Source organism: Streptomyces sp. NPDC058758, assembly GCF_042746075.1.
GTDB lineage: Bacteria > Actinomycetota > Actinomycetes > Streptomycetales > Streptomycetaceae > Streptomyces.
On sequence record NZ_JBHYPS010000025.1, the window covers coordinates 1 to 18,455 of the forward strand.

General features: G+C 73.2%; 12 protein-coding genes. 7 read left to right on the forward strand and 5 right to left on the reverse strand.

Annotated features, from left to right (window positions below):
• Positions 1-110 precede the first annotated feature (110 nt).
• Genes ACFW6A_RS25505 through ACFW6A_RS25520 form a run of 4 tightly spaced genes read right to left on the reverse strand, consistent with a single transcriptional unit; the run spans position 111 to position 4,714 of the window.
• Positions 111-1,478: a GH1 family beta-glucosidase gene (locus ACFW6A_RS25505; RefSeq protein ID WP_351852900.1), complete on the reverse strand. Its 1,368-nt coding sequence runs from the start codon at positions 1,476-1,478 to the stop codon at positions 111-113.
• Positions 1,479-1,525: 47 nt separating this feature from the next.
• Complete coding sequence (locus ACFW6A_RS25510; RefSeq protein ID WP_351852897.1) at positions 1,526-2,410, reverse strand: carbohydrate ABC transporter permease; 885 nt, start codon at positions 2,408-2,410, stop codon at positions 1,526-1,528.
• The gene (locus tag ACFW6A_RS25515; protein WP_351852895.1) at positions 2,403-3,395 is read right to left on the reverse strand and encodes a sugar ABC transporter permease; all 993 of its coding nucleotides are present in this window, start codon (positions 3,393-3,395) and stop codon (positions 2,403-2,405) included. The genes ACFW6A_RS25510 and ACFW6A_RS25515 overlap by 8 nt, the downstream gene beginning before the upstream one ends.
• Positions 3,396-3,406: 11 nt before the next feature.
• Positions 3,407-4,714, reverse strand: a complete 1,308-nt coding sequence (locus tag ACFW6A_RS25520) for a sugar ABC transporter substrate-binding protein (protein WP_351852893.1) — start codon at positions 4,712-4,714, stop codon at positions 3,407-3,409.
• 171 nt (positions 4,715-4,885) lie between these two features.
• On the opposite strand from ACFW6A_RS25520, the gene ACFW6A_RS25525 reads away from it, so the two are divergent.
• On the forward strand, positions 4,886-6,190 hold the full coding sequence (locus ACFW6A_RS25525; RefSeq protein ID WP_351852891.1) for an ROK family protein: 1,305 nt from the start codon (positions 4,886-4,888) through the stop codon (positions 6,188-6,190).
• Between the two features lie 18 nt (positions 6,191-6,208).
• Here the strand turns inward: ACFW6A_RS25525 and ACFW6A_RS25530 are convergent, their stop codons facing one another.
• The gene (locus ACFW6A_RS25530; RefSeq protein WP_351852888.1) at positions 6,209-6,976 is read right to left on the reverse strand and encodes an NPP1 family protein; all 768 of its coding nucleotides are present in this window, start codon (positions 6,974-6,976) and stop codon (positions 6,209-6,211) included.
• Positions 6,977-7,166: 190 nt separating this feature from the next.
• Between ACFW6A_RS25530 and ACFW6A_RS25535 the strand changes: the two genes are divergently transcribed.
• The 6 genes from ACFW6A_RS25535 to ACFW6A_RS25560 all read left to right on the forward strand — a co-directional run bounded on the left by ACFW6A_RS25535 (position 7,167) and on the right by ACFW6A_RS25560 (position 18,398).
• Positions 7,167-8,177, forward strand: coding sequence for an endonuclease/exonuclease/phosphatase family protein (locus tag ACFW6A_RS25535; RefSeq protein WP_351852886.1), 1,011 nt, complete (start codon positions 7,167-7,169; stop codon positions 8,175-8,177).
• 362 nt (positions 8,178-8,539) lie between these two features.
• Positions 8,540-10,372 (forward strand): ricin-type beta-trefoil lectin domain protein, encoded by a 1,833-nt coding sequence (locus tag ACFW6A_RS25540; protein WP_386481967.1) that lies wholly within the window; start codon positions 8,540-8,542, stop codon positions 10,370-10,372.
• Between the two features lie 41 nt (positions 10,373-10,413).
• Positions 10,414-13,500: a glycoside hydrolase family 3 N-terminal domain-containing protein gene (locus ACFW6A_RS25545; RefSeq protein WP_386643189.1), complete on the forward strand. Its 3,087-nt coding sequence runs from the start codon at positions 10,414-10,416 to the stop codon at positions 13,498-13,500.
• 89 nt (positions 13,501-13,589) lie between these two features.
• Positions 13,590-15,038 carry an argininosuccinate synthase gene (gene argG / locus ACFW6A_RS25550; RefSeq protein WP_386643191.1) on the forward strand — a complete coding sequence of 483 codons (1,449 nt, stop codon included), beginning with the start codon at positions 13,590-13,592 and terminating at the stop codon, positions 15,036-15,038.
• Positions 15,039-15,219: 181 nt separating this feature from the next.
• On the forward strand, positions 15,220-16,767 hold the full coding sequence (locus ACFW6A_RS25555; RefSeq protein ID WP_386643194.1) for a FadD3 family acyl-CoA ligase: 1,548 nt from the start codon (positions 15,220-15,222) through the stop codon (positions 16,765-16,767).
• Between the two features lie 11 nt (positions 16,768-16,778).
• Entirely contained in the window at positions 16,779-18,398 is a 1,620-nt protein-coding gene (locus ACFW6A_RS25560) for a flavin-containing monooxygenase (RefSeq protein WP_386643197.1), read from the forward strand.
• Positions 18,399-18,455 lie beyond the last annotated feature (57 nt).

Consider the following 18,455-nt stretch of genomic DNA (forward strand, 5'->3'; position numbering starts at 1 on the left):
GGTTCGGTTTTTTTTACTTGACCCCGGCGGGGGGGGGGGGGGGGGGCGGGTTCTGGCCCCCCCCCGGACGGCAGGGGCGGCCTTCCGCGCGGTCACGGGGAGGGCCGGGATCAGCCGCGCTGCTCCCGGTGGGCGCGGACGATGTCGGCGTAGCGGCGGCCGCTGGTCTTCACGGTGCGCTTCTGGGTGGCGTAGTCGACGTGGACGAGGCCGAAGCGCTTGTCGTAGCCGTAGGCCCACTCGAAGTTGTCCAGGAGCGACCAGGCGTAGTAGCCGGCGAGCGGGGCGCCCTTGCGGACGGCGCTCGCGCAGGCGGCGAGGTGCTGCTCCAGGTAGCGGGTGCGGTCGGGGTCGTGGACGGCGCCGTCGGGGCCGGTCTCGTCGGGGAAGGCGGAGCCGTTCTCGGTGACGTACAGCTCGCGGACGCCGTACTCCTCGGTGAGCCGGAGCAGCAGGGTCTCCAGGCCCGCGGCCTCGATCTGCCAGTCCATGCCGGTGCGGGGCACGTCGGGCAGGCGGACCTCGCGGGCGTGCGGGACGGGGCCCTCGGGGTCGTCGGCGACGGTCACCGGGAAGTAGTAGTTGAGGCCGTGCCAGTCGAGCGGGGCGGCGATGGCCGCCATGTCGCCGGGCTTCTCGGGGAGTTCGACGCCGTACAGCTCGCGCATGTCGGCGGGGAAGCCCCGGCCGTACACCGGGTCGAGCCACCAGCGGTTGCTGTGGCCGTCCATGCGGGCGGCGGCGGCGAGGTCCTCGGGGCTGCCGGAGGCGGGCGTGACCGTGGAGTGGTTCGTCACCAGGCCGACGCGGGCGCCGGGCACGGCGGCCCGGAGGGCGGCGGTGGTGAGGCCGTGGCCGAGGAGCAGGTGGTACGAGGCGCGGACGGCGGCCGTCAGGTCGGTGAGGCCCGGCGCCATCCGGCCCTCCAGGTGTCCGATCCAGGCGGAGCAGAGGGGCTCGTTGAGGGTGGCCCAGCGGGTGACGCGGTCGCCGAGCCGGCCGGCGACGACGGAGGCGTACGCGGCGAGGTGCTCGGCGGTCTCGCGGGAGGTCCAGCCGCCCCGGTCCTGGAGGGCCTGCGGCAGGTCCCAGTGGTAGAGGGTGACGGAGGGGGTGATGCCGGCGTCGAGGAGGCCGTCGACGAGCCGGTCGTAGAAGTCGAGTCCGGCGGCGTTGACGGGCCCGTCGCCGCCGGGGACGACGCGGGGCCAGGCGATCGACATCCGGTAGGTGTCGGTGCCGAGCTCCTTCATGAGGGCGATGTCCTCGGGCCAGCGGTGGTAGTGGTCACAGGCCGTGTCGCCGGTGTCGCCGTTGTCGATCGCGCCGGGGACGCGGGAGAAGGTGTCCCAGATGGACGGGGCGCGGCCGTCCTCGGCGACGGCGCCCTCGATCTGGTAGGCGGAGGTCGCCGTGCCCCAGGCGAAGGAGGGCGGGAAGGCCGCCAGGTCGAGCGGGACGGCGGTGGGGTCGGACACGGGGTGCCTTTCTGCGGTACGGAGCGGGGTGCGGCGCCGGGGGGTCGTCACTTGACCGCACCCGCGGTGAGGCCTGCGACGAGGTAGCGCTGGAGGAGCAGGAAGCCGGCGACGACGGGGACGCTCACCACGAGGGAGGCGGCCATCACCTGGTTCCAGTAGACGTCGTTCTGGGTGGAGTAGCCCTGGAGCCCGACGGCGAGCGTGCGGGTGGTGTCGTTGGTCATGACGGAGGCGAAGAGGACCTCGCCCCAGGCGGTCATGAAGGCGTAGACGGCGACGGCGACGATGCCGGGCCGGGCGGCCGGCACGATCACGCGGAAGAGCGCGCGGACCGGGCCGCAGCCGTCGACCTTCGCCGCCTCGTCGAGCTCGCGCGGGATCGAGTCGAAGTAGCCGGTGAGCATCCAGATGGAGAAGGGCAGCGAGAAGGTCAGATAGGTGAGGATCAGGCCTTCGCGGGAGCCGAAGAGGGCGATGCCGGTGGCGTTGCCGATGTTGACGTAGATGAGGAAGAGCGGCAGCAGGAAGAGGATGCCGGGGAACATCTGCGTCGACAGGACGGTGACGGTGAAGACCCGCCTGCCGCGGAAGGAGTAGCGGCTGACGGCGTACGCGGCGAAGACCGCGACGGCCACGGAGAGGACGGTGGCGGCGCCGGCGACGACGATCGAGTTCACGAAGTAGTCGGCGAGCGGGATGGTCTCCCAGATGTCCGCGTACGGCCGCAGGGTGAGGGCCGACGGGATCCACTCGAACTTCCCCGAGACGTCCTCCAGCGGCTTCAGCGAGCTGGAGACCATCACGTACACCGGCAGCAGGACGAAGCCGGCGAGCAGGGCGAGGACGATCCGCCGGGTCCAGAGGAAGGAGCGGGGCGGGGCCATCGGGGAGCGCGGGCGGGCCGGGCGCCCGTGGGCGGCTTCAGACATCGGAGGTCTTCCTTCCGCGGGTGGTGAGCAGGAGGTAGACGCCCGTGACGAGGAGGAGGAAGAGCAGCAGGAGCACGGACATGGCCGAGCCGGTACCGAAGTTCCACGTCTGGAAGGACGACTGGTAGATGTGGAGCGAGATGAGGTCCGCGGCCTCCGGCGCCGCCTCGCCGAAGAGGACGAACGGCGTGTTGAAGTCGTTGAAGGTCCACAGGAAGAGGACCAGGACGAGGACCTGGTTGACGGAGCGCAGGGACGGCAGGGTGATGTGCCGGATCTGCTTCCACACGCCGGCGCCGTCGAGGGCGGCGGCCTCGTACATGTCGCGGGGGATGTTCTGGAGCCCGGCCATGACGGTGAGGAAGGCGAAGGGCCAGCCCTTCCACACGGAGACGGCGAGCAGGGCCCAGAAGCTGTTGTCCCCGATGAGCCAGAAGGCGGGGCCGTCGCCGATGCCGAGCTGGTCGTGGAGGACGTGGTTGATGAGGCCGTTGTCGCGCTGGAACATGAAGGCCCAGGTGATGACGGCGGCGTAGACGGGCAGGGCGTACGGGACGAGGAAGAGGGTGCGCAGGAAGCCCCGGCCGCGGAAGTTCTCCTGGAGGAGGATCGCGGCGGCCGTGCCCAGCAGCCAGCACAGGCCGACGGAGAGCAGGGTGAACCGGCAGGTGGTGACGAAGGACGTGAGCAGCGACTGTCCGACGGCCCCGTCGAAGTCGATCGAGACCGAGAAGTTGTCCAGTCCGGACCAGGGGGCGCTCGCCCAGTCGCGGATGTAGAACTGGGTGAGCTCCTTGAAACTCATGGCGACGCCCATGAGCATCGGCACGAGGTGGACGAGGAGTTCGAGGACCAGGGCGGGCAGGAGCAGCAGGTAGGGCAGTGCGAGACGGCGACGCCCGGAGCGGCGTGCGGTGCGCGCCCCTCCGGGTGTGGCCTTGCGCACCGCCGGCTCCCGCGCGGGGGTGACGGCGGTCTGGGTCATGGGGCCGGTGCCTACTTCTTCGGCATCTGCTGCTGGGCCTTGTCGAGCTTGGCCTTGACGGATTCGGTGGTGACGGGCCGGCCGGCGGCCGCGTCGGCGAACAGCTCCTTGACCGCGGTGCCGACGACGGTCTCGAACTGCGACTCCTCCGGGACCTGCGGGAGGGCGGCGGCGCTGGAGGCGAGGGTGTCGCGGATGACGGCGAGGGAGGGTCCGGAGAAGGCCGGGTCCTTCTGGGCGGCCTTGACCGGCGGCACGGAGCCGTAGGTCTTGTTGAGGGCGGTCTGCTCCTCGTCGCTGGTCATGAACTTCACGAACTTCAGGGCGCCGTCGAGGTTCTTGGTGTTCTTGAAGACGGCCATGTTGATGCCGGCGACCATCGAGTTGACGGAGGTGCCGGTGCCCGGCTTGCCGGAGGGGACGGGGGCGGGGACGACGCCCCACTCCTCCTCGGACATGCCCTGGGAGGCGAAGGTCTGGGAGGGGGTCTGCCAGAGGACCATGCCGGTCTTGTCCTTGGCGAAGTCGCTCAGGGACTGGTTCTGGGCGTACTCGGCGTTGCCCGGGGCGACGATCTTGTGCGTGGCCATGAGGTCGACGTACTGCTTGACGGCGGCCACCGCGCCGTCGGAGGTGAAGTCGGGCTTGCCGTCGGCGGTGAAGAAGTCGGCGCCGTGCTGCTTGCCGAGGACGAAGACCTGGTGGATGTTGTTGGAGAGGTTGGAGCCCTCGACGCCGATGCCGCTCTTGCCGTCCTCGGTCAGCTTCTTGCCGGCGGCGATCACCTCGTCCCAGGTCGTCGGCGGCTCGGCTATGCCGGCGTCCTTGAACATCTGCTTGTTGTAGTAGAGGGCGTAGGCCATCGAGTAGAGCGGGACGGCGGCCGGGTCCTTGCCGGGGGCGCCGGTGGAGCCGAGGGCGGAGTCGACGAAGCGGTCCTTGCCGCCGATGGCCTCGAAGTTCTTCGCGTCCCAGGGCAGGAGGGCGCCGGTGGCCTGGAGGGAGGCGCTCCAGGTGTTGCCGATGTTGAGGACGTCCGGGCCCTGCCCGGAGGTGGTGGCGGTGAGGATCCGGTTGAGCAGGTCGGACCACGGCACCACCTCCAGCTTGACCTTGATGCCGGTGCGGCGCTCGAACTCGTCCAGTTCGGGCTGGAGCACCTTCTTGTCGACCTCCAGGCTGGAGCCCTGGTTGGAGGCCCAGTAGGTGAGGGTCTTCGTCGCCTGGCCGCCGCCGTCCTCTCCGCCGCCGCAGGCGGTCGCGGTGAGGACGAGGGAGAGGGTGACGGCACCCGTGACGGCGGCTCTGATTCTGCGCATGGCTCCTGGTCCCTTTCGGGGAAGGCGGGAGTACCGACAGGGGGAGCGCCCGGACCGCTCTCCGCCGCGTCGGCTTAATTTAGGATGTGAGTTAAACCCCATGAGAAGGTCGCGTCAAGGCTTGTCGTGCGGGTATGTTGCAGCCGACGACTACGACGGACGGGGACGACAGTGCACGGGAAGAGTGGCCGCACGGTGCGCGACCTGCGGCGCGAGAACCGGACGGCGGTGCTGCGCAGGCTCTATTTCGACGGCCCGATGAGCCGGCTCATGCTGGGCCCCGCGACCGGGCTCAGCTCCGGGTCGATCAGCAACGTGGTCGCGGAACTGGTCGCCGAGGGGCTCGTCGAGGAGGCCGGCAGCGTCGATTCCGCCGGCGGCCGCCCCCGCACCCTGCTGCGGATCGCGCCGGACAGCGGCCGCATGATCGGCGTCGACATCGGCGAGACCCGGGTGCGGATCGAGCTTTTCGACCTCGCCCTGACCGAACTGGCCCGCACCGAGCGCCCGTTGGCGACCTCGGGGCCCCGGACGGGGCGGTACGAGGTGGGGCTCGTGGTGCGCCTGCTGCGGGACGGCATCGCGGAGGTGCTGCGCACCGCCGGCGCCTCCCCGGAGCGGCTGCTGGGCGTCGGGATCGGCGTCCCCGGCATCGTCGAGCGGACCCCGGAGGACGGGGCGGTGGTGCACGGGCAGACGATCGGCTGGGACGCGGTGCCGCTGGAGCGGCTGCTCCGGGAGGCGGTGGACCTGCCGCCGGAGGTCCCGTACCGGATCGAGAACGGCGCGAAGACGCTGGGCCAGGCCGAGATGTGGTTCGGCGCGGGACGGGGCGCCCGCAGCGCCGTGGCCGTCCTCTTCGGTTCCGGCGTCGGGGCCTGCGTGGTCACGGACCCGCTGGGGCCCGGGCGGGCGCTGGAGTGGGGCCACCTGACGGTGCGCGTCCGGGGCCGGCGCTGCCGGTGCGGCGCCCAGGGCTGCCTGGAGGCGTACGCCGGCGCGGAGGCGCTGCTCGAACGGTGGCGGGAGGCGGGCGGCGAGCCGCCCGCCGGCGCCGACGAGGAGACCGCCCTGACCGCGATGCTCGCGGCGGCCCACCCCGCGGACGGCGGCCCGGCCGACGCGGTGGCGCTCGCGGTCCTGGACGAGACCGCCGAGTACCTCGGGGCCGGCCTGGCCGATCTCATCAACCTCTTCCAGCCGGAGCGGATCCTCGTCGGAGGCTGGGCGGGACTCCAGCTCGGGAGCCGCTTCCTGGGCTCCGTGACGGCGTACGCCCGCGCCTACGCGCTGCGCCACCCCGGCGGGCGCACCGAGATCGCGCTCGGGACGCTCGGGCCGGAGGCGGTGACGGTCGGGGCCGGGCTGCTGCCGCTGGTCGACTTCTTCGCCCAGGGCGGGCGGCGCCCCGAGCGCGCGCCCAGCATCCCGGCGCCCGCGTGGCAGACGGCGCTGCGGGACCGGGTCACCACCTGAGACCCGGCCCCGCGCCCGCTACGCGTAGGGGTCGAAGGAGATCCCGGCCGGCTTCGCCTCGGCGAGGTGGTCGGCGAAGCTGCCGTCCTTGAGCCCGAAGTGGGCGCTGCCGAAGTCGGCCTGGCTGAGCTTCTCGCGGATGCCGGGCGGGTAGCCGTTCCAGCCGACGAGGGCGGGGTACTGCCAGGTGCCCTGATGGTTCTCGGGCGGCTCATCGCCGGCGCCCGCGGCCCGGAAGCAGTGGGTGCCGATGCCGTCCTTGTGGTAGACGACCTTCGGGTGGGTGCCGTCCCAGCGGATCCGGTCCCGGGCGTGCACGGTGAAGGAGCCGTGGTTCGAGGTGGAGACGTACTGGGCCTGCCCGTCCTTGATCCAGACGACGACGTGTTCCCAGTCGTGCCGGTGGCCGCCGAGCCCGCTGCCCCAGACGGCCTGGTCCTTCTCGAAGTACAGCCCGTAGAGGACCGCGCACCACTCGCGGTCGCAGAGCGCACGGGAGTAGCCGTTGGTACCGGTCAGGTCCCAGGAGTCCCGGCACCCTCCGCTGACCGTGCCGGACGGGTTGAGCCCCGGGTTGAGGGTGCCGTCGGGGCCGATCGCGGCGGTCGGGTAGCAGCCGTCCGTGTCGTAGTCGTACGCGGGCTGGTAGGTCCGCTCCAGGGCGTCCGCGTTCGCGGGGAGCGCGGGCGGCGGGGCGGCGAGGGCGGCGCCCGGGAGGGCGAGGAGGAGCGCGAGGGCGCCGCCGAGGACGGCGGCCCCCTTCGCGACGCGGCGCGTGGTCTTCAACTCCGGCTCCCTGAGGGGGTCGAGGCGATGGGGGGTGGGTCGTGCGGCGGGGCGGTGGGTGGAGCGGACGATCGCGCGCTGACATGCCCACTCCAAGCCGCCGTCAAACGGCCGGCAACCGCGGACCGGCCGGAAACGTCCTGATCAGGGAGGGCGGGGGAAGACCGGGGGACGACCGGGGAAAGGGCGGATGACCGTGGCGGGGCGGGAAGGGAAAGCGGGCAGGGGGCCGCTGCGGGCGTTCCGGCGCGGGCCGGACGGCGGACGGCGGCGCGGGCGGCTGCTCGCCGGGCTCGGCCTCGCCACGGCCGGGCTGCTCGCGCTGCACCGGTTCGTGCCGAACACCCCGGGACGGCTGGGCAGCCTCCTGGAGTCCTTCCTCTTCTGGCTCGGCCCGTTCACCGCGCTGCTCCTGCTCTGCGCGGCGGTCCGCCGCGCCCGCGCGGCGCTGCTCGTCCTGCTCGTCCCCGCCGTCGCCTGGGCCGTCGCCTTCGTCCCGCTCCTGCTGCCCGCGCCCTCGCCCGGCGCGCGCGAACTCGCCGTCGTCCAGCACAACGTGGCCGACGACAACACCGATCCGGCCGGCACCGCCCGGGCCCTGGCGGACTCCGGAGCCGACCTGATCGCCCTCCAGGAGCTGGTCGACCCGGCGCTGGCCGTCTACCGGCGGGAACTCGCGCCCCGCTACCCGTACCACTCCGTGCGGGGCACGGTCGGCCTCTGGTCCCGCCACCCGCTCGGCGCCACCCGGGCGCTGGACATCAAGCCGGGAGGCGTCACGGAGCCGTGGCAGCGGGCGCTGCGGGCCGAGGTGCGCACGCCGTACGGGGAGGTGGCGGCGTACGTCGTCCACCTGCCGTCCGTACGCCTGGGCCCCGGCGGGCTCGCCTCGGCGCGCCGGGACGAGAGCGCCGCCCTCCTCGGCGGGATCCTGGCGGCCGATCCCTCCGACCGGATCGTCCTCGCGGGCGACCTCAACGGCACCGTCGACGACCGCGGCCTCGCCCCGCTGACCTCGCGCCTCGCCGCCCCCGAGCGCGGCCTCGCCCTGAGCTACCCCGCCGCCCTCCCCCTGGCCCGCATCGACCAGGTCCTCGCCCGCGGCGCCCACGTCCCCGCCGCCCGCACCCTCCCGGCCACCGGAAGCGACCACCTGCCGGTCCTGGTCCGGGTCTCCCTGCACGGCCCCGCCCGCCCCTGACCCCGGCCGCCGCCTTCGCCCGCCCGCGCGCGGGCGCCCGCGCGAGACGGGGGTCGCCCGTCCACCGCGACTTCCCGAACGCGCCGCCGCCCGAGACCCGCCGAACACCCCCTCTCCCCCCTTCGTCGGTTCGGGAGTTGGAGACGGGAGGGGTTGACGGGGGCCGGGCGCCTCCATAAGTTCACAGCTTGATAAAAGGCTTGCCGCCTTGCGGGACGCGTACGGGACCGGGCGGGCCGGGACCGTACGGCACTGCGGCACCGCCTCGACGAAAGGGTTGTCAGGTGCAGCTCAATCTTCTGCGGGGTGCGCGCCACCGGGCGCGCCCCCGCTCCCTCGCCGTCCTCCTCACCGGCGCGCTCGTGGCGACGGGCCTGGTCCTCACCGCGCCCGGCACCGCGCAGGCGGACGGCGAACGCGTGGACGTCTGGCTGACCACCACCTCCGACGCCGGAGGACGCACCGTCACGCGGGGACTCGCCCCGCAGACCCCGCTCGCCTTCGGTCCCGCCGGCGGCGGCGCGAGCCGCACGATCGCCGTCGACGAGTCCACCACCTACCAGCAGTTCGAGGGCGGCGGCGCCTCGATCACCGACACCACCGCCCACCTCCTGCGCGGCGGGGCGATCAGCGCCGCCACCCGCGACGAGGTCATGCGCAGGCTCTTCTCGCCGACCGACGGCATCGGGCTCTCCTTCGTCCGCAACCCCATCGGCGCCTCGGACCTCTCCCGGCCCGGGCACGTCTCCCTCGACGACACCTGCTGCGACCTGAACGACTTCGGCGCCAACGGCTACGACACGAACGTGCGGCTGCTGACCTCGCAGGCCAAGCAGCTGAACCCGGCGCTGCGGGTCAAGGGCGTGCCGTGGAGCGCACCCGGGTGGATGAAGGACAACGGCCGGATGGACCAGATGGGCTGGCTGAAGTGGGAGCACTACCCCACCTACGCGCAGTATCTGGTCAAGTACGTCCAGAGCTACCAGGCGGCGGGGATCAAGGTCGACTACCTCTCGGTGCAGAACGAGCCGAACTGCTGCCAGGCCGGCAACCCCACGGCGATGAACTACCCGGGCATGAGCTGGAACCCGTCCGGGCTGGTCGAGTTCACCAAGAACCACGTCTACCCGGCCTTCCGGGCCGCCGGGATCACCACCAAGGTCCTGGTGCACGACTGGAACTACGGCGACTACGCGAACTTCGGCGCGGCGGTCCTCGGTGACGCGGGCGTCCGGGACGACCCGCTCTTCGGCGGCATCGCCTGGCACGGCTACTCCGGCGACCCGGCCGTCGGCAGCCAGGTCCACGACCGGTACCCGTCGGTGCGCCAGTTCTCCACCGAGCACTCCGGCGGCACCTGGATCGGGAACCAGCACAACGAGGACCTGAAGGACATCGTGTCCTACGCCCGCAACTGGAGCGGCAGCCTGGTCAAGTGGAGCCTGGCCCTCAACCAGGACATGGGGCCGCACAACGGCGGCTGCGGCACCTGCACCGGTCTGGTCACCGTGCAGGAGGGCGGCGCCCGGGCCGGGCAGGTCGACTACACGGTCGAGTACTACACGACCGGTCACCTCACCAAGTTCGTGAAGCCCGGCGCGTACCGGATCGCCTCCACCGACGACGCGACCGTGCAGAACGTCGCCTGGCGCAACCCCGACGGCTCCAAGGCGCTGATCGCGCACAACGGCGGCGGCTCCGCGCAGTCCGTCCGCGTCGACTGGGGCGGCCGGTCCTTCACGTACACCCTGCCAGCCCGGACCACCGCCACCTTCACCTGGTCCGGGACGCCGGGCGGCACCGCGCCGGCCGGGGCGCTGACCGGGCTCGCGGGCAAGTGCCTGGACGTGGCCGGGGCGTCGAGCGCCGACGGCACCGCCGTCCAGCTGTACACCTGCAACGGCACGGCCGCCCAGCGGTGGACGCTCGCCGCCGACGGCACGGTCCGCGCGCTCGGCAAGTGCCTCGACGCCACGGGCGGCGCCACCGCCGACGGCACCAAGGCGCAGCTGTACACCTGCAACGGGACCGGGGCCCAGCGGTGGAGGTACGACCCCGCCACCCACGACGTGGTCAACACGGCCGCCGACAAGTGCCTGGACGTCACGGGCAACACCTCGGCCGACGGCACCCGGGCGCAGATCTGGACCTGCACCGGGGCCGCCAACCAGAAGTGGACCCACCAGCCGTCCTGACCGACCGCCCCGCCCCTCCTCCCCCGTCTCCAGGAGACCGCATGCCGCACCCGCACCACCGCAGGAGAGCGCGCGCCCGAGGGCTCGCCGCCACCGCCGCCACCGCCCTGATCGCGGGGCTCGTCGGCGCCGCGCCCAGCACCGCCGCGCCGGCCGCCGACGACCCGGCGCCCCGGATCGTCGACCGCTTCGAGGGCGAGGTGCCGTTCGCGGACCCGCCCGCCGAGGGGATCTTCACCTGGGGCAGCGACGCCGACGACCACCCGGCGCTCACGCTCGCCGAGCGGGCCGACGCCCCCGAGGGCTCCCGGGTCCTCGAAGGCCGCTACGACATCGGCGGCTGGGGCGGCTTCACCCACGACTTCGCCTTCGACCGGCCCGCCCAGGACTGGACCGCGCACGGCGGGATCCGGTTCTGGTGGTACGGGCAGAACACCGCGCCGCTGCCGCCCGGGTCGGGCAGGCGGATCGCCTTCGAGCTCAAGGACGGCGGCGCGAACGGCGAGGCGTCCGAGCTGTGGACGACCTCCTTCACCGACGACTGGGAGGGGTGGCACCTGGTCGAGCTCCCCTTCTCGTCCTTCCGGTACCGCGCCGACTACCAGCCGGTCGGCGGCATCGACCACGTCCTCGGCCTGGACCGGATGTGGGGGTACGCGCTGACGCTGCCGACGGGCGCGCCGGGCTCCTTCGCCCTCGACGGGATCGAGCTGTACGGCAGGGCGGACCCCGCGCTGACCACCCAGGTCGTCACGGGGGCCGCCGTGCACCCGGTGGCGGAGGGGTCCGCCGCCCGGATCGACGTCACCCTGAACACGACGGGCGCGGTGCCGACCGACCGGCCCGTCACCGTCGCCTACGCGACGAAGGACGACGGGCCGGCCGAGCCCGGCGAGGACTACCGGCCGGTCGCCGGCACCCTCGTCTTCCCCGCCGGGACGCCCTCCGGCACCACCCGCTCGATCACCGTCGAGACGCTGCGGGACGGCGCGGGCGAGACCGCCGAGACCGTCCCGGTGGAGCTGACCGTCGAGGGCGCCAAGGCGCCGGCCGAGCAGCCGGTCGTCGTGGTGGACGCGCACGGGCTGCCGTACCTCGACGCGCGGCTGCCGGTGAAGCGGCGGGTCGCCGACCTGCTGTCCCGGATGACCCCGGCCGAGAAGGCCGGGCAGATGACCCAGGCCGAGCGGAACGCGCTGCGCGCCCCCGGCGACATCGCCGGGTACGCGCTCGGCTCGCTGCTCTCGGGCGGCGGCTCGGTGCCCTCGCCCAACACGCCGGAGGCGTGGGCGCGGATGGTCGACGGCTACCAGCTGCGCACCCGGGCGACCCGGCTCCAGATCCCGCTGGTCTACGGCGTGGACGCGGTGCACGGGCACAACAACGTCGCCGGGGCGACGGTCATGCCGCACAACATCGGCATCGGCGCGACCCGCGACCCGGCACTCGCCGCCCGGACCGGCGCGGTGACGGCGAAGGAGGTGCGGGCGACCGGTGTCCCGTGGGACTTCGCGCCGTGCCTGTGCGTGACGCGGGACGAGCGCTGGGGCCGGTCGTACGAGGCGTTCGGCGAGGACCCGGCGCTGGTGACCGCGATGGAGACGGTCATCGAGGGCATGCAGGGCGCCCGGAACGGCAAGGACCTCGACCGCAACGACAAGGTCCTGACCAGCGCCAAGCACTTCGTCGGCGACGGCGGCACGGAGTTCGGCTCGTCGACGACCGGCGCGTACACGATCGACCAGGGCGTCACCCGGGTCACCCGGGAGGAGCTGGAGGCGGTGCACCTCGCCCCGTTCGCGGAGGCGGTGAAGCGCGGCGCGGGCACGGTCATGCCCTCGTACTCCTCGCTCGACGTCATCGGGGACGGGCACGGCCCGGTGAAGATGCACGCCAACGCCGAGATGATCAACGGGGTGCTGAAGGACCGGATGGGCTTCGAGGGCTTCGTCATCAGCGACTGGCAGGCCATCGACCAGATCCCCGGCGACTACCCGAGCGACGTGCGGACCTCGGTCAACGCCGGCCTGGACATGATCATGGTGCCGACGAACTACCAGGAGTTCACCCGGACCCTGGTGGCCGAGGTCGGGGCGGGCCGGATCCCGGTCTCCCGGATCGACGACGCCGTGTCCCGGATCCTCACGCAGAAGTTCCGGCTGGGGCTGTTCGAGAAGCCGTACGCGGACCCCACCCACCTCCCCTCGGTGGGCTCGGCCGAGCACCGGGCGGTGGCCCGCGAGGCCGCGGCCGCCTCGCAGGTGCTGCTGAAGAACGACGGCGGGCTGCTGCCGCTGAAGCCCTCGCAGAAGGTGTACGTGGCCGGCTCGAACGCCGACGACCTGGGCAACCAGACCGGCGGCTGGACCATCAGCTGGCAGGGCTCCTCCGGGAAGCACACCACCGGCACGACGATCCTCGAGGGGATGCGGAAGGCCGCGCCCGGGCTCACGTACTCCAAGGACGCCGCCGCGCCGGTGGAGGGGTACGACGCCGGGGTCGTGGTGGTCGGCGAGACGCCGTACGCGGAGGGCGTCGGGGACGTCGGCAACGGCCACGACCTGGAGCTGAGCGCCGCCGACAAGGCGGCGGTCGACCGGGTGTGCGCGGCGATGCCGTGCGCGGTGCTCGTCGTCTCCGGGCGGCCTCAGCTCATCGGCGACCGGCTGCCGGGGATCGACGCCCTGGTGGCGTCCTGGCTGCCGGGCACCGAGGGCGACGGCGTCGCGGACGTGCTCTTCGGACGGAAGCCCTTCACCGGGCGGCTGCCGGTGACCTGGCCCCGGTCGGAGGCCCAGCTGCCGATCAACGTCGGCGACTCCTCGTACGACCCGCAGTTCCCGTACGGCTGGGGGCTCACCACCCTGACGGCCGCGCCCCGGGGCGGCGAGGCCGCCCTGAGGGCGCTGGGGCTCACCGCCCGGGTGCTCCAGGCGGCCGGGCGGGGCGGTTCACCCGAGGCGCGGCGCCTGGTGGCCCGGGCCCGGCTGCTGGTGCAGGATCGCATCGGACAGAAGGTCACGGAGGCGGTGGCGAAGCCGTTCGCCGAGGCCGACCACCGGCTGCTCTCCGGTGACCCGGCGGGCGCGGTGGCGCGGCTGACCGCGGCCTACCGCGCGGCGGGCTGAGCACGGGGTCCGGTGGCAGGCCCCTTCAGGGGTCGGCCACCGGACCTCCCGGCGTTGCATAGCCATGCGGATTCATGCATACTATTGCCATGTCCAAGGTTCTCACCTCCCTTCCCGTCGGCGAGCGCGTCGGCATCGCCTTCTCCGGTGGTCTCGACACCTCCGTCGCGGTCGCGTGGATGCGTGACAAGGGCGCGGTCCCCTGCACGTACACCGCCGACATCGGCCAGTACGACGAGCCCGACATCGCCTCGGTGCCCGGGCGCGCCCAGACCTACGGCGCCGAGGTGGCCCGCCTGGTCGACTGCCGCGCCGCGCTGGTCGAGGAAGGGCTGGCCGCGCTCACCTGCGGCGCCTTCCACATCCGCTCCGGCGGCCGGGCCTACTTCAACACCACCCCGCTGGGCCGCGCCGTCACCGGCACCCTCCTGGTGCGGGCGATGATGGAGGACGACGTCCAGATCTGGGGCGACGGCTCGACCTTCAAGGGCAACGACATCGAGCGGTTCTACCGCTACGGCCTGCTGGCCAACCCGCACCTGCGGATCTACAAGCCGTGGCTGGACGCCGACTTCGTCACCGAGCTCGGCGGCCGCAAGGAGATGTCGGAGTGGCTCGTCGCCCACGACCTCCCCTACCGGGACTCCACCGAGAAGGCGTACTCCACCGACGCCAACATCTGGGGCGCCACCCACGAGGCGAAGACCCTGGAGCACCTGGACACCGGCGTCGAGACCGTCGACCCGATCATGGGCGTGCGGTTCTGGGACCCGTCCGTCGAGATCGCCCCCGAGGACGTGACGATCGGCTTCGTGCAGGGCCGCCCCGTCACCATCAACGGCAAGGAGTTCGCCTCCGCCGTCGACCTGGTCATGGAGGCCAACGCCATCGGCGGCCGGCACGGCCTGGGCATGTCCGACCAGATCGAGAACCGGATCATCGAGGCCAAGAGCCGCGGCATCTACGAGGCCCCCGGCATGGCGCTGCTGCACGCCGCCTACGAGCGCCTCGTCAACGCCATCCACAACGAGGACACCCTCGCCCAGTACCACAACGAGGGCCGCCGCCTCGGCCGCCTCATGTACGAGGGCCGCTGGCTGGACCCGCAGGCGCTGATGATCCGCGAGTCGCTCCAGCGCTGGGTCGGCGCCGCCGTCACCGGCGAGGTCACCCTGCGGCTGCGGCGCGGCGAGGACTACTCGCTCCTCGACACCACCGGCCCCGCCTTCAGCTACCACCCGGACAAGCTGTCCATGGAGCGCACCGAGGACTCCGCCTTCGGCCCGCTGGACCGGATCGGCCAGCTGACCATGCGGAACCTCGACATCGCCGACTCCCGCGCCAAGCTGGAGCAGTACGCCGGCATCGGCCTCATCGGCTCCGGCAGCCCCGCCATCGGCGCCGCGCAGGCCGCCGCCACCGGCCTCATCGGCTCGCTCACCGAGGGCGGCGCCGAGGTCATCGCCTCCCGCGGCGAGACCCCCGACAGCGAGGAGACGGCGCTCGACCGCGCCGCCATGGAGACCGGCACCGACTAGTCTCCGGCGATCCGAGCGACACCCGAGGAGGGGCGGCCCGCGCCGCCCCTCCTCCGCGTCCGCCGCCGCGTCCGGCCCCGCCGATGTTCCCGGTCAGCGGGAAACGGCTCCTGCGCCGGGCCGCCCCCGCCTGCGAGGCTCCCCTCCGTCGTGGATCCACGCAAGGAGGTCGTGACGGATCATGAGGGGCGCCAAGACTCTGGCCGGGCTCGCGGACTGGGCAGCCGAGGCCTACGGGGACGAGGAGGCACTCGTCCTCGGCGGGGACCGCTGGACCTTCCGGGAGCTGCGGGACCGCGTCGACGAGCTGGCCCGGGCGGCGATCGCACGGGGACTGCGCCCCGGGGACGCCGTCGCCGTGTGGGCGCCGAACAGCGCCCGGTGGGTGGTGGCCGCGCTCGGCGCGGTGGCCGCCGGGGGCGTCCTCGTCCCCGTGAACACCCGCTACCGGGCGGCCGAGGCCGCCGACATCCTGCGCCGCTCCCGCGCCCGGCTGCTCTTCACCGAGCACGACTTCCTGGGCACGGACTACCGCGCGCTGCTCGCCGGGTCGGGCGAGGAACTGCCGCACCTGGAGCGGACGGTGGCCCTGCACGCGGAGGACTGGCCGGAGTTCCTGGCCGCCGCGGACCGGGTGACGACGGCGGAGCGGCTGGCCCGCTCGGCCGCCGTCCGCCCGGACGACCCGGCCGACGTCCTCTTCACCTCCGGCACCACCGGCCGGCCCAAGGGCGTCCCCGCCACCCACAGGCAGAACCTGCGCGTGTACGACGCCTGGGCCCGCACGGTCACCCTGCGGCGCGGCGACCGCTACCTGCTGGTGAACCCCTTCTTCCACACCTTCGGCTACAAGGCGGGCGTCCTCGCCTGCCTGCTGCACGGGGCGACGATCGTGCCCGAACCGGTCTTCGACGCGGAGGCGGTCCTCACCCGGATGCGGGACGAGCGGATCTCCGTCCTCACCGGGGCGCCCACCGTCTTCACCTCGCTCATCCACCACCCGGACCGCGCCTCGTACGACCTGGGCGCGATGCGCATGGCGGTGACGGGCGCGGCGAACATCCCGACCGCCCTCATCGAGCAGATCAGGACCTGCCTCGGCGCCCGCGCCGTCTCCACCGCCTACGGGCTGACCGAGTCGACCGGGGTGGTGGCGATCTGCCCGCCGCACGAGTCCCCCGAGACGCTCGCCCACACCTCCGGCACCGCCCTGGAGGGCACCGAACTGCGCGTCGACGCCCCGCCCGGCGAACCCGGCGAGATCCTGACCCGCGGCTACCACGTGATGCGCGGCTACCTCGACGACCCCGGGGCGACGGCCGAGGCGGTGGACCCGGACGGCTGGCTGCGCACCGGCGACGTCGGCGTCCTCGACGACCGCGGCTTCCTGCGGATCACCGACCGGCTCAAGGACATGTTCGTCGTCGGCGGGTTCAACGTGTACCCGGCGGAGGTCGAGCAGGTCCTGCGGACCCACCCGGCCGTCCTGGACGCGGCGGTCGTCGGCGCCCCGGACGGGCGGCTCGGCGAGATCGGCGTGGCGTACTGCGTCCCCGCCGCCGGCGCCCGGATCGACGCCGCCGAACTCACCTCGTACACCCGTGAGCGCCTGGCCAACTTCAAGGCCCCGCGCGCCTTCCACACGCTCCCGGCCCTCCCGCACAACGCGGCGGGCAAGGTCGACAAGGGCGCCCTGCGACGGCTGGCGGGGAACCCCGCCGGCGGATGAGGAGCACGCACGTGAACGACAGCACCACCACCCCCACCGATGTCGACGTCGTCGTCGTCGGAGCGGGCGTCACCGGCCTGTACGCCGTGCACCGGCTGCGCGGACTCGGCCTGCGCGTGCGCGGGTTCGAGCGCGGGGACGACGTGGGCGGGGTCTGGTACTGGAACCGCTACCCGGGAGCCCGCTGCGACGTGGAGTCGGTGGACTACTCGTACTCCTTCGACGAGGAGCTCCAGCAGGAGTGGGACTGGAGCGAGAAGTACGCCACCCAGCCCGAGATCATGCGCTACCTCGGCCACGTCGCCGACCGCTTCGACCTGCGCGCCCCCTACTCCTTCGGGACCTCGGCCCGCTCGGCCGAACTCGACGAGGAGACGCTGACCTGGACGGTCCGCACGGACCGGGGCGAGACGGTGACGACGCGGTTCTGCGTGTTCGCCGTCGGCTGCCTCTCCGCCACCCACCGCCCGGACATACCGGGGGCCGCGGAGTTCGCCGGCCCCGTCCACCACACCGGGGCGTGGCCCCACGAGGGCGTCGACCTCACGGGCCTGCGGGTCGGGGTCGTCGGCACCGGCTCCTCCGGCATCCAGGCGGTGCCGCTCCTCGCCGAGCAGGCCGCGCACCTGACCGTCTTCCAGCGCAGCGCCAACTACAGCGTCCCGGCGGGCAACCGCCCCCTGGACGAGGAGACGCGGACCGCGCAGAAGGCCGGGTACGCCGAGCGGCGCCGGCTGGCGCGGCTCAGCGGCGGCGGGTCGCCGCACCGGGCCCACCCGTCGAGGACCTTCGAGGTGTCCGAGGAGGAGCGGCGGGCCGCGTTCGAGGAGCGCTGGCGGCTCGGCGGGGTGCTGTACTCCAAGACCTTCCCCGACCAGCTCACCGACCCGGCGGCCAACGACGCGGCGCGCGCCTTCTGGGAGGAGAAGATCCGGGGCCTCGTCGAGGACCCGGCCGTCGCCGACCTGCTGATCCCCACCGACCACCCGATCGGCACCAAGCGGATCGTCACCGACTCCGCCTACTACGAGACGTTCAACCGGCCCGACGTCCGCCTGGTCGGGCTGCGCGACAACCCGATCGACCGGATCGAGCGCCGCGGCGTCGTGCTGGCCGACGGCACCCTGGTCGAGCTGGACGCGCTGGTCTTCGCCACCGGCTTCGACGCGATGACCGGCGCGCTCGACCGGATCGAGGTCCGCGGGCGCGGCGGGCGGCTGCTGCGGGACGCCTGGGCCGCGGGCCCCCGGACCTATCTGGGCCTGGGCGTGGACGGCTTCCCGAACCTGTTCAGCCTGACCGGGGCCGGCAGCCCGTCCGTGATGGCGAACGTGGTGCTCTGCGCCGAGCAGCACGTCGACTGGCTTGCGGAGTGCCTGCGCCACCTGGACGCGCACGGCCTCCGGGCGATCGAGGCCCGGGAGGACGCCGTCGAGAAGTGGGTCGCGGAGTGCCGCGACCGGGCGGCCGCCACCCTCTTCATGGCGGCGGACTCCTGGTACCTCGGCGCCAACATCCCCGGCAAGCCCCGGGTGTTCATGCCGTTCGTCGGCGGCTTCGCGGTGTACGGGGAGATCATCGCGGGCGTCGCGGAGAACGGCTACGAGGGGTTCGACCTGATCGGGCCGTGAAGGTCCGGAAAGGCGGCCGCGCCCCCTCCCCCACCGGTCGGGTGGGCGAGGGGGCGC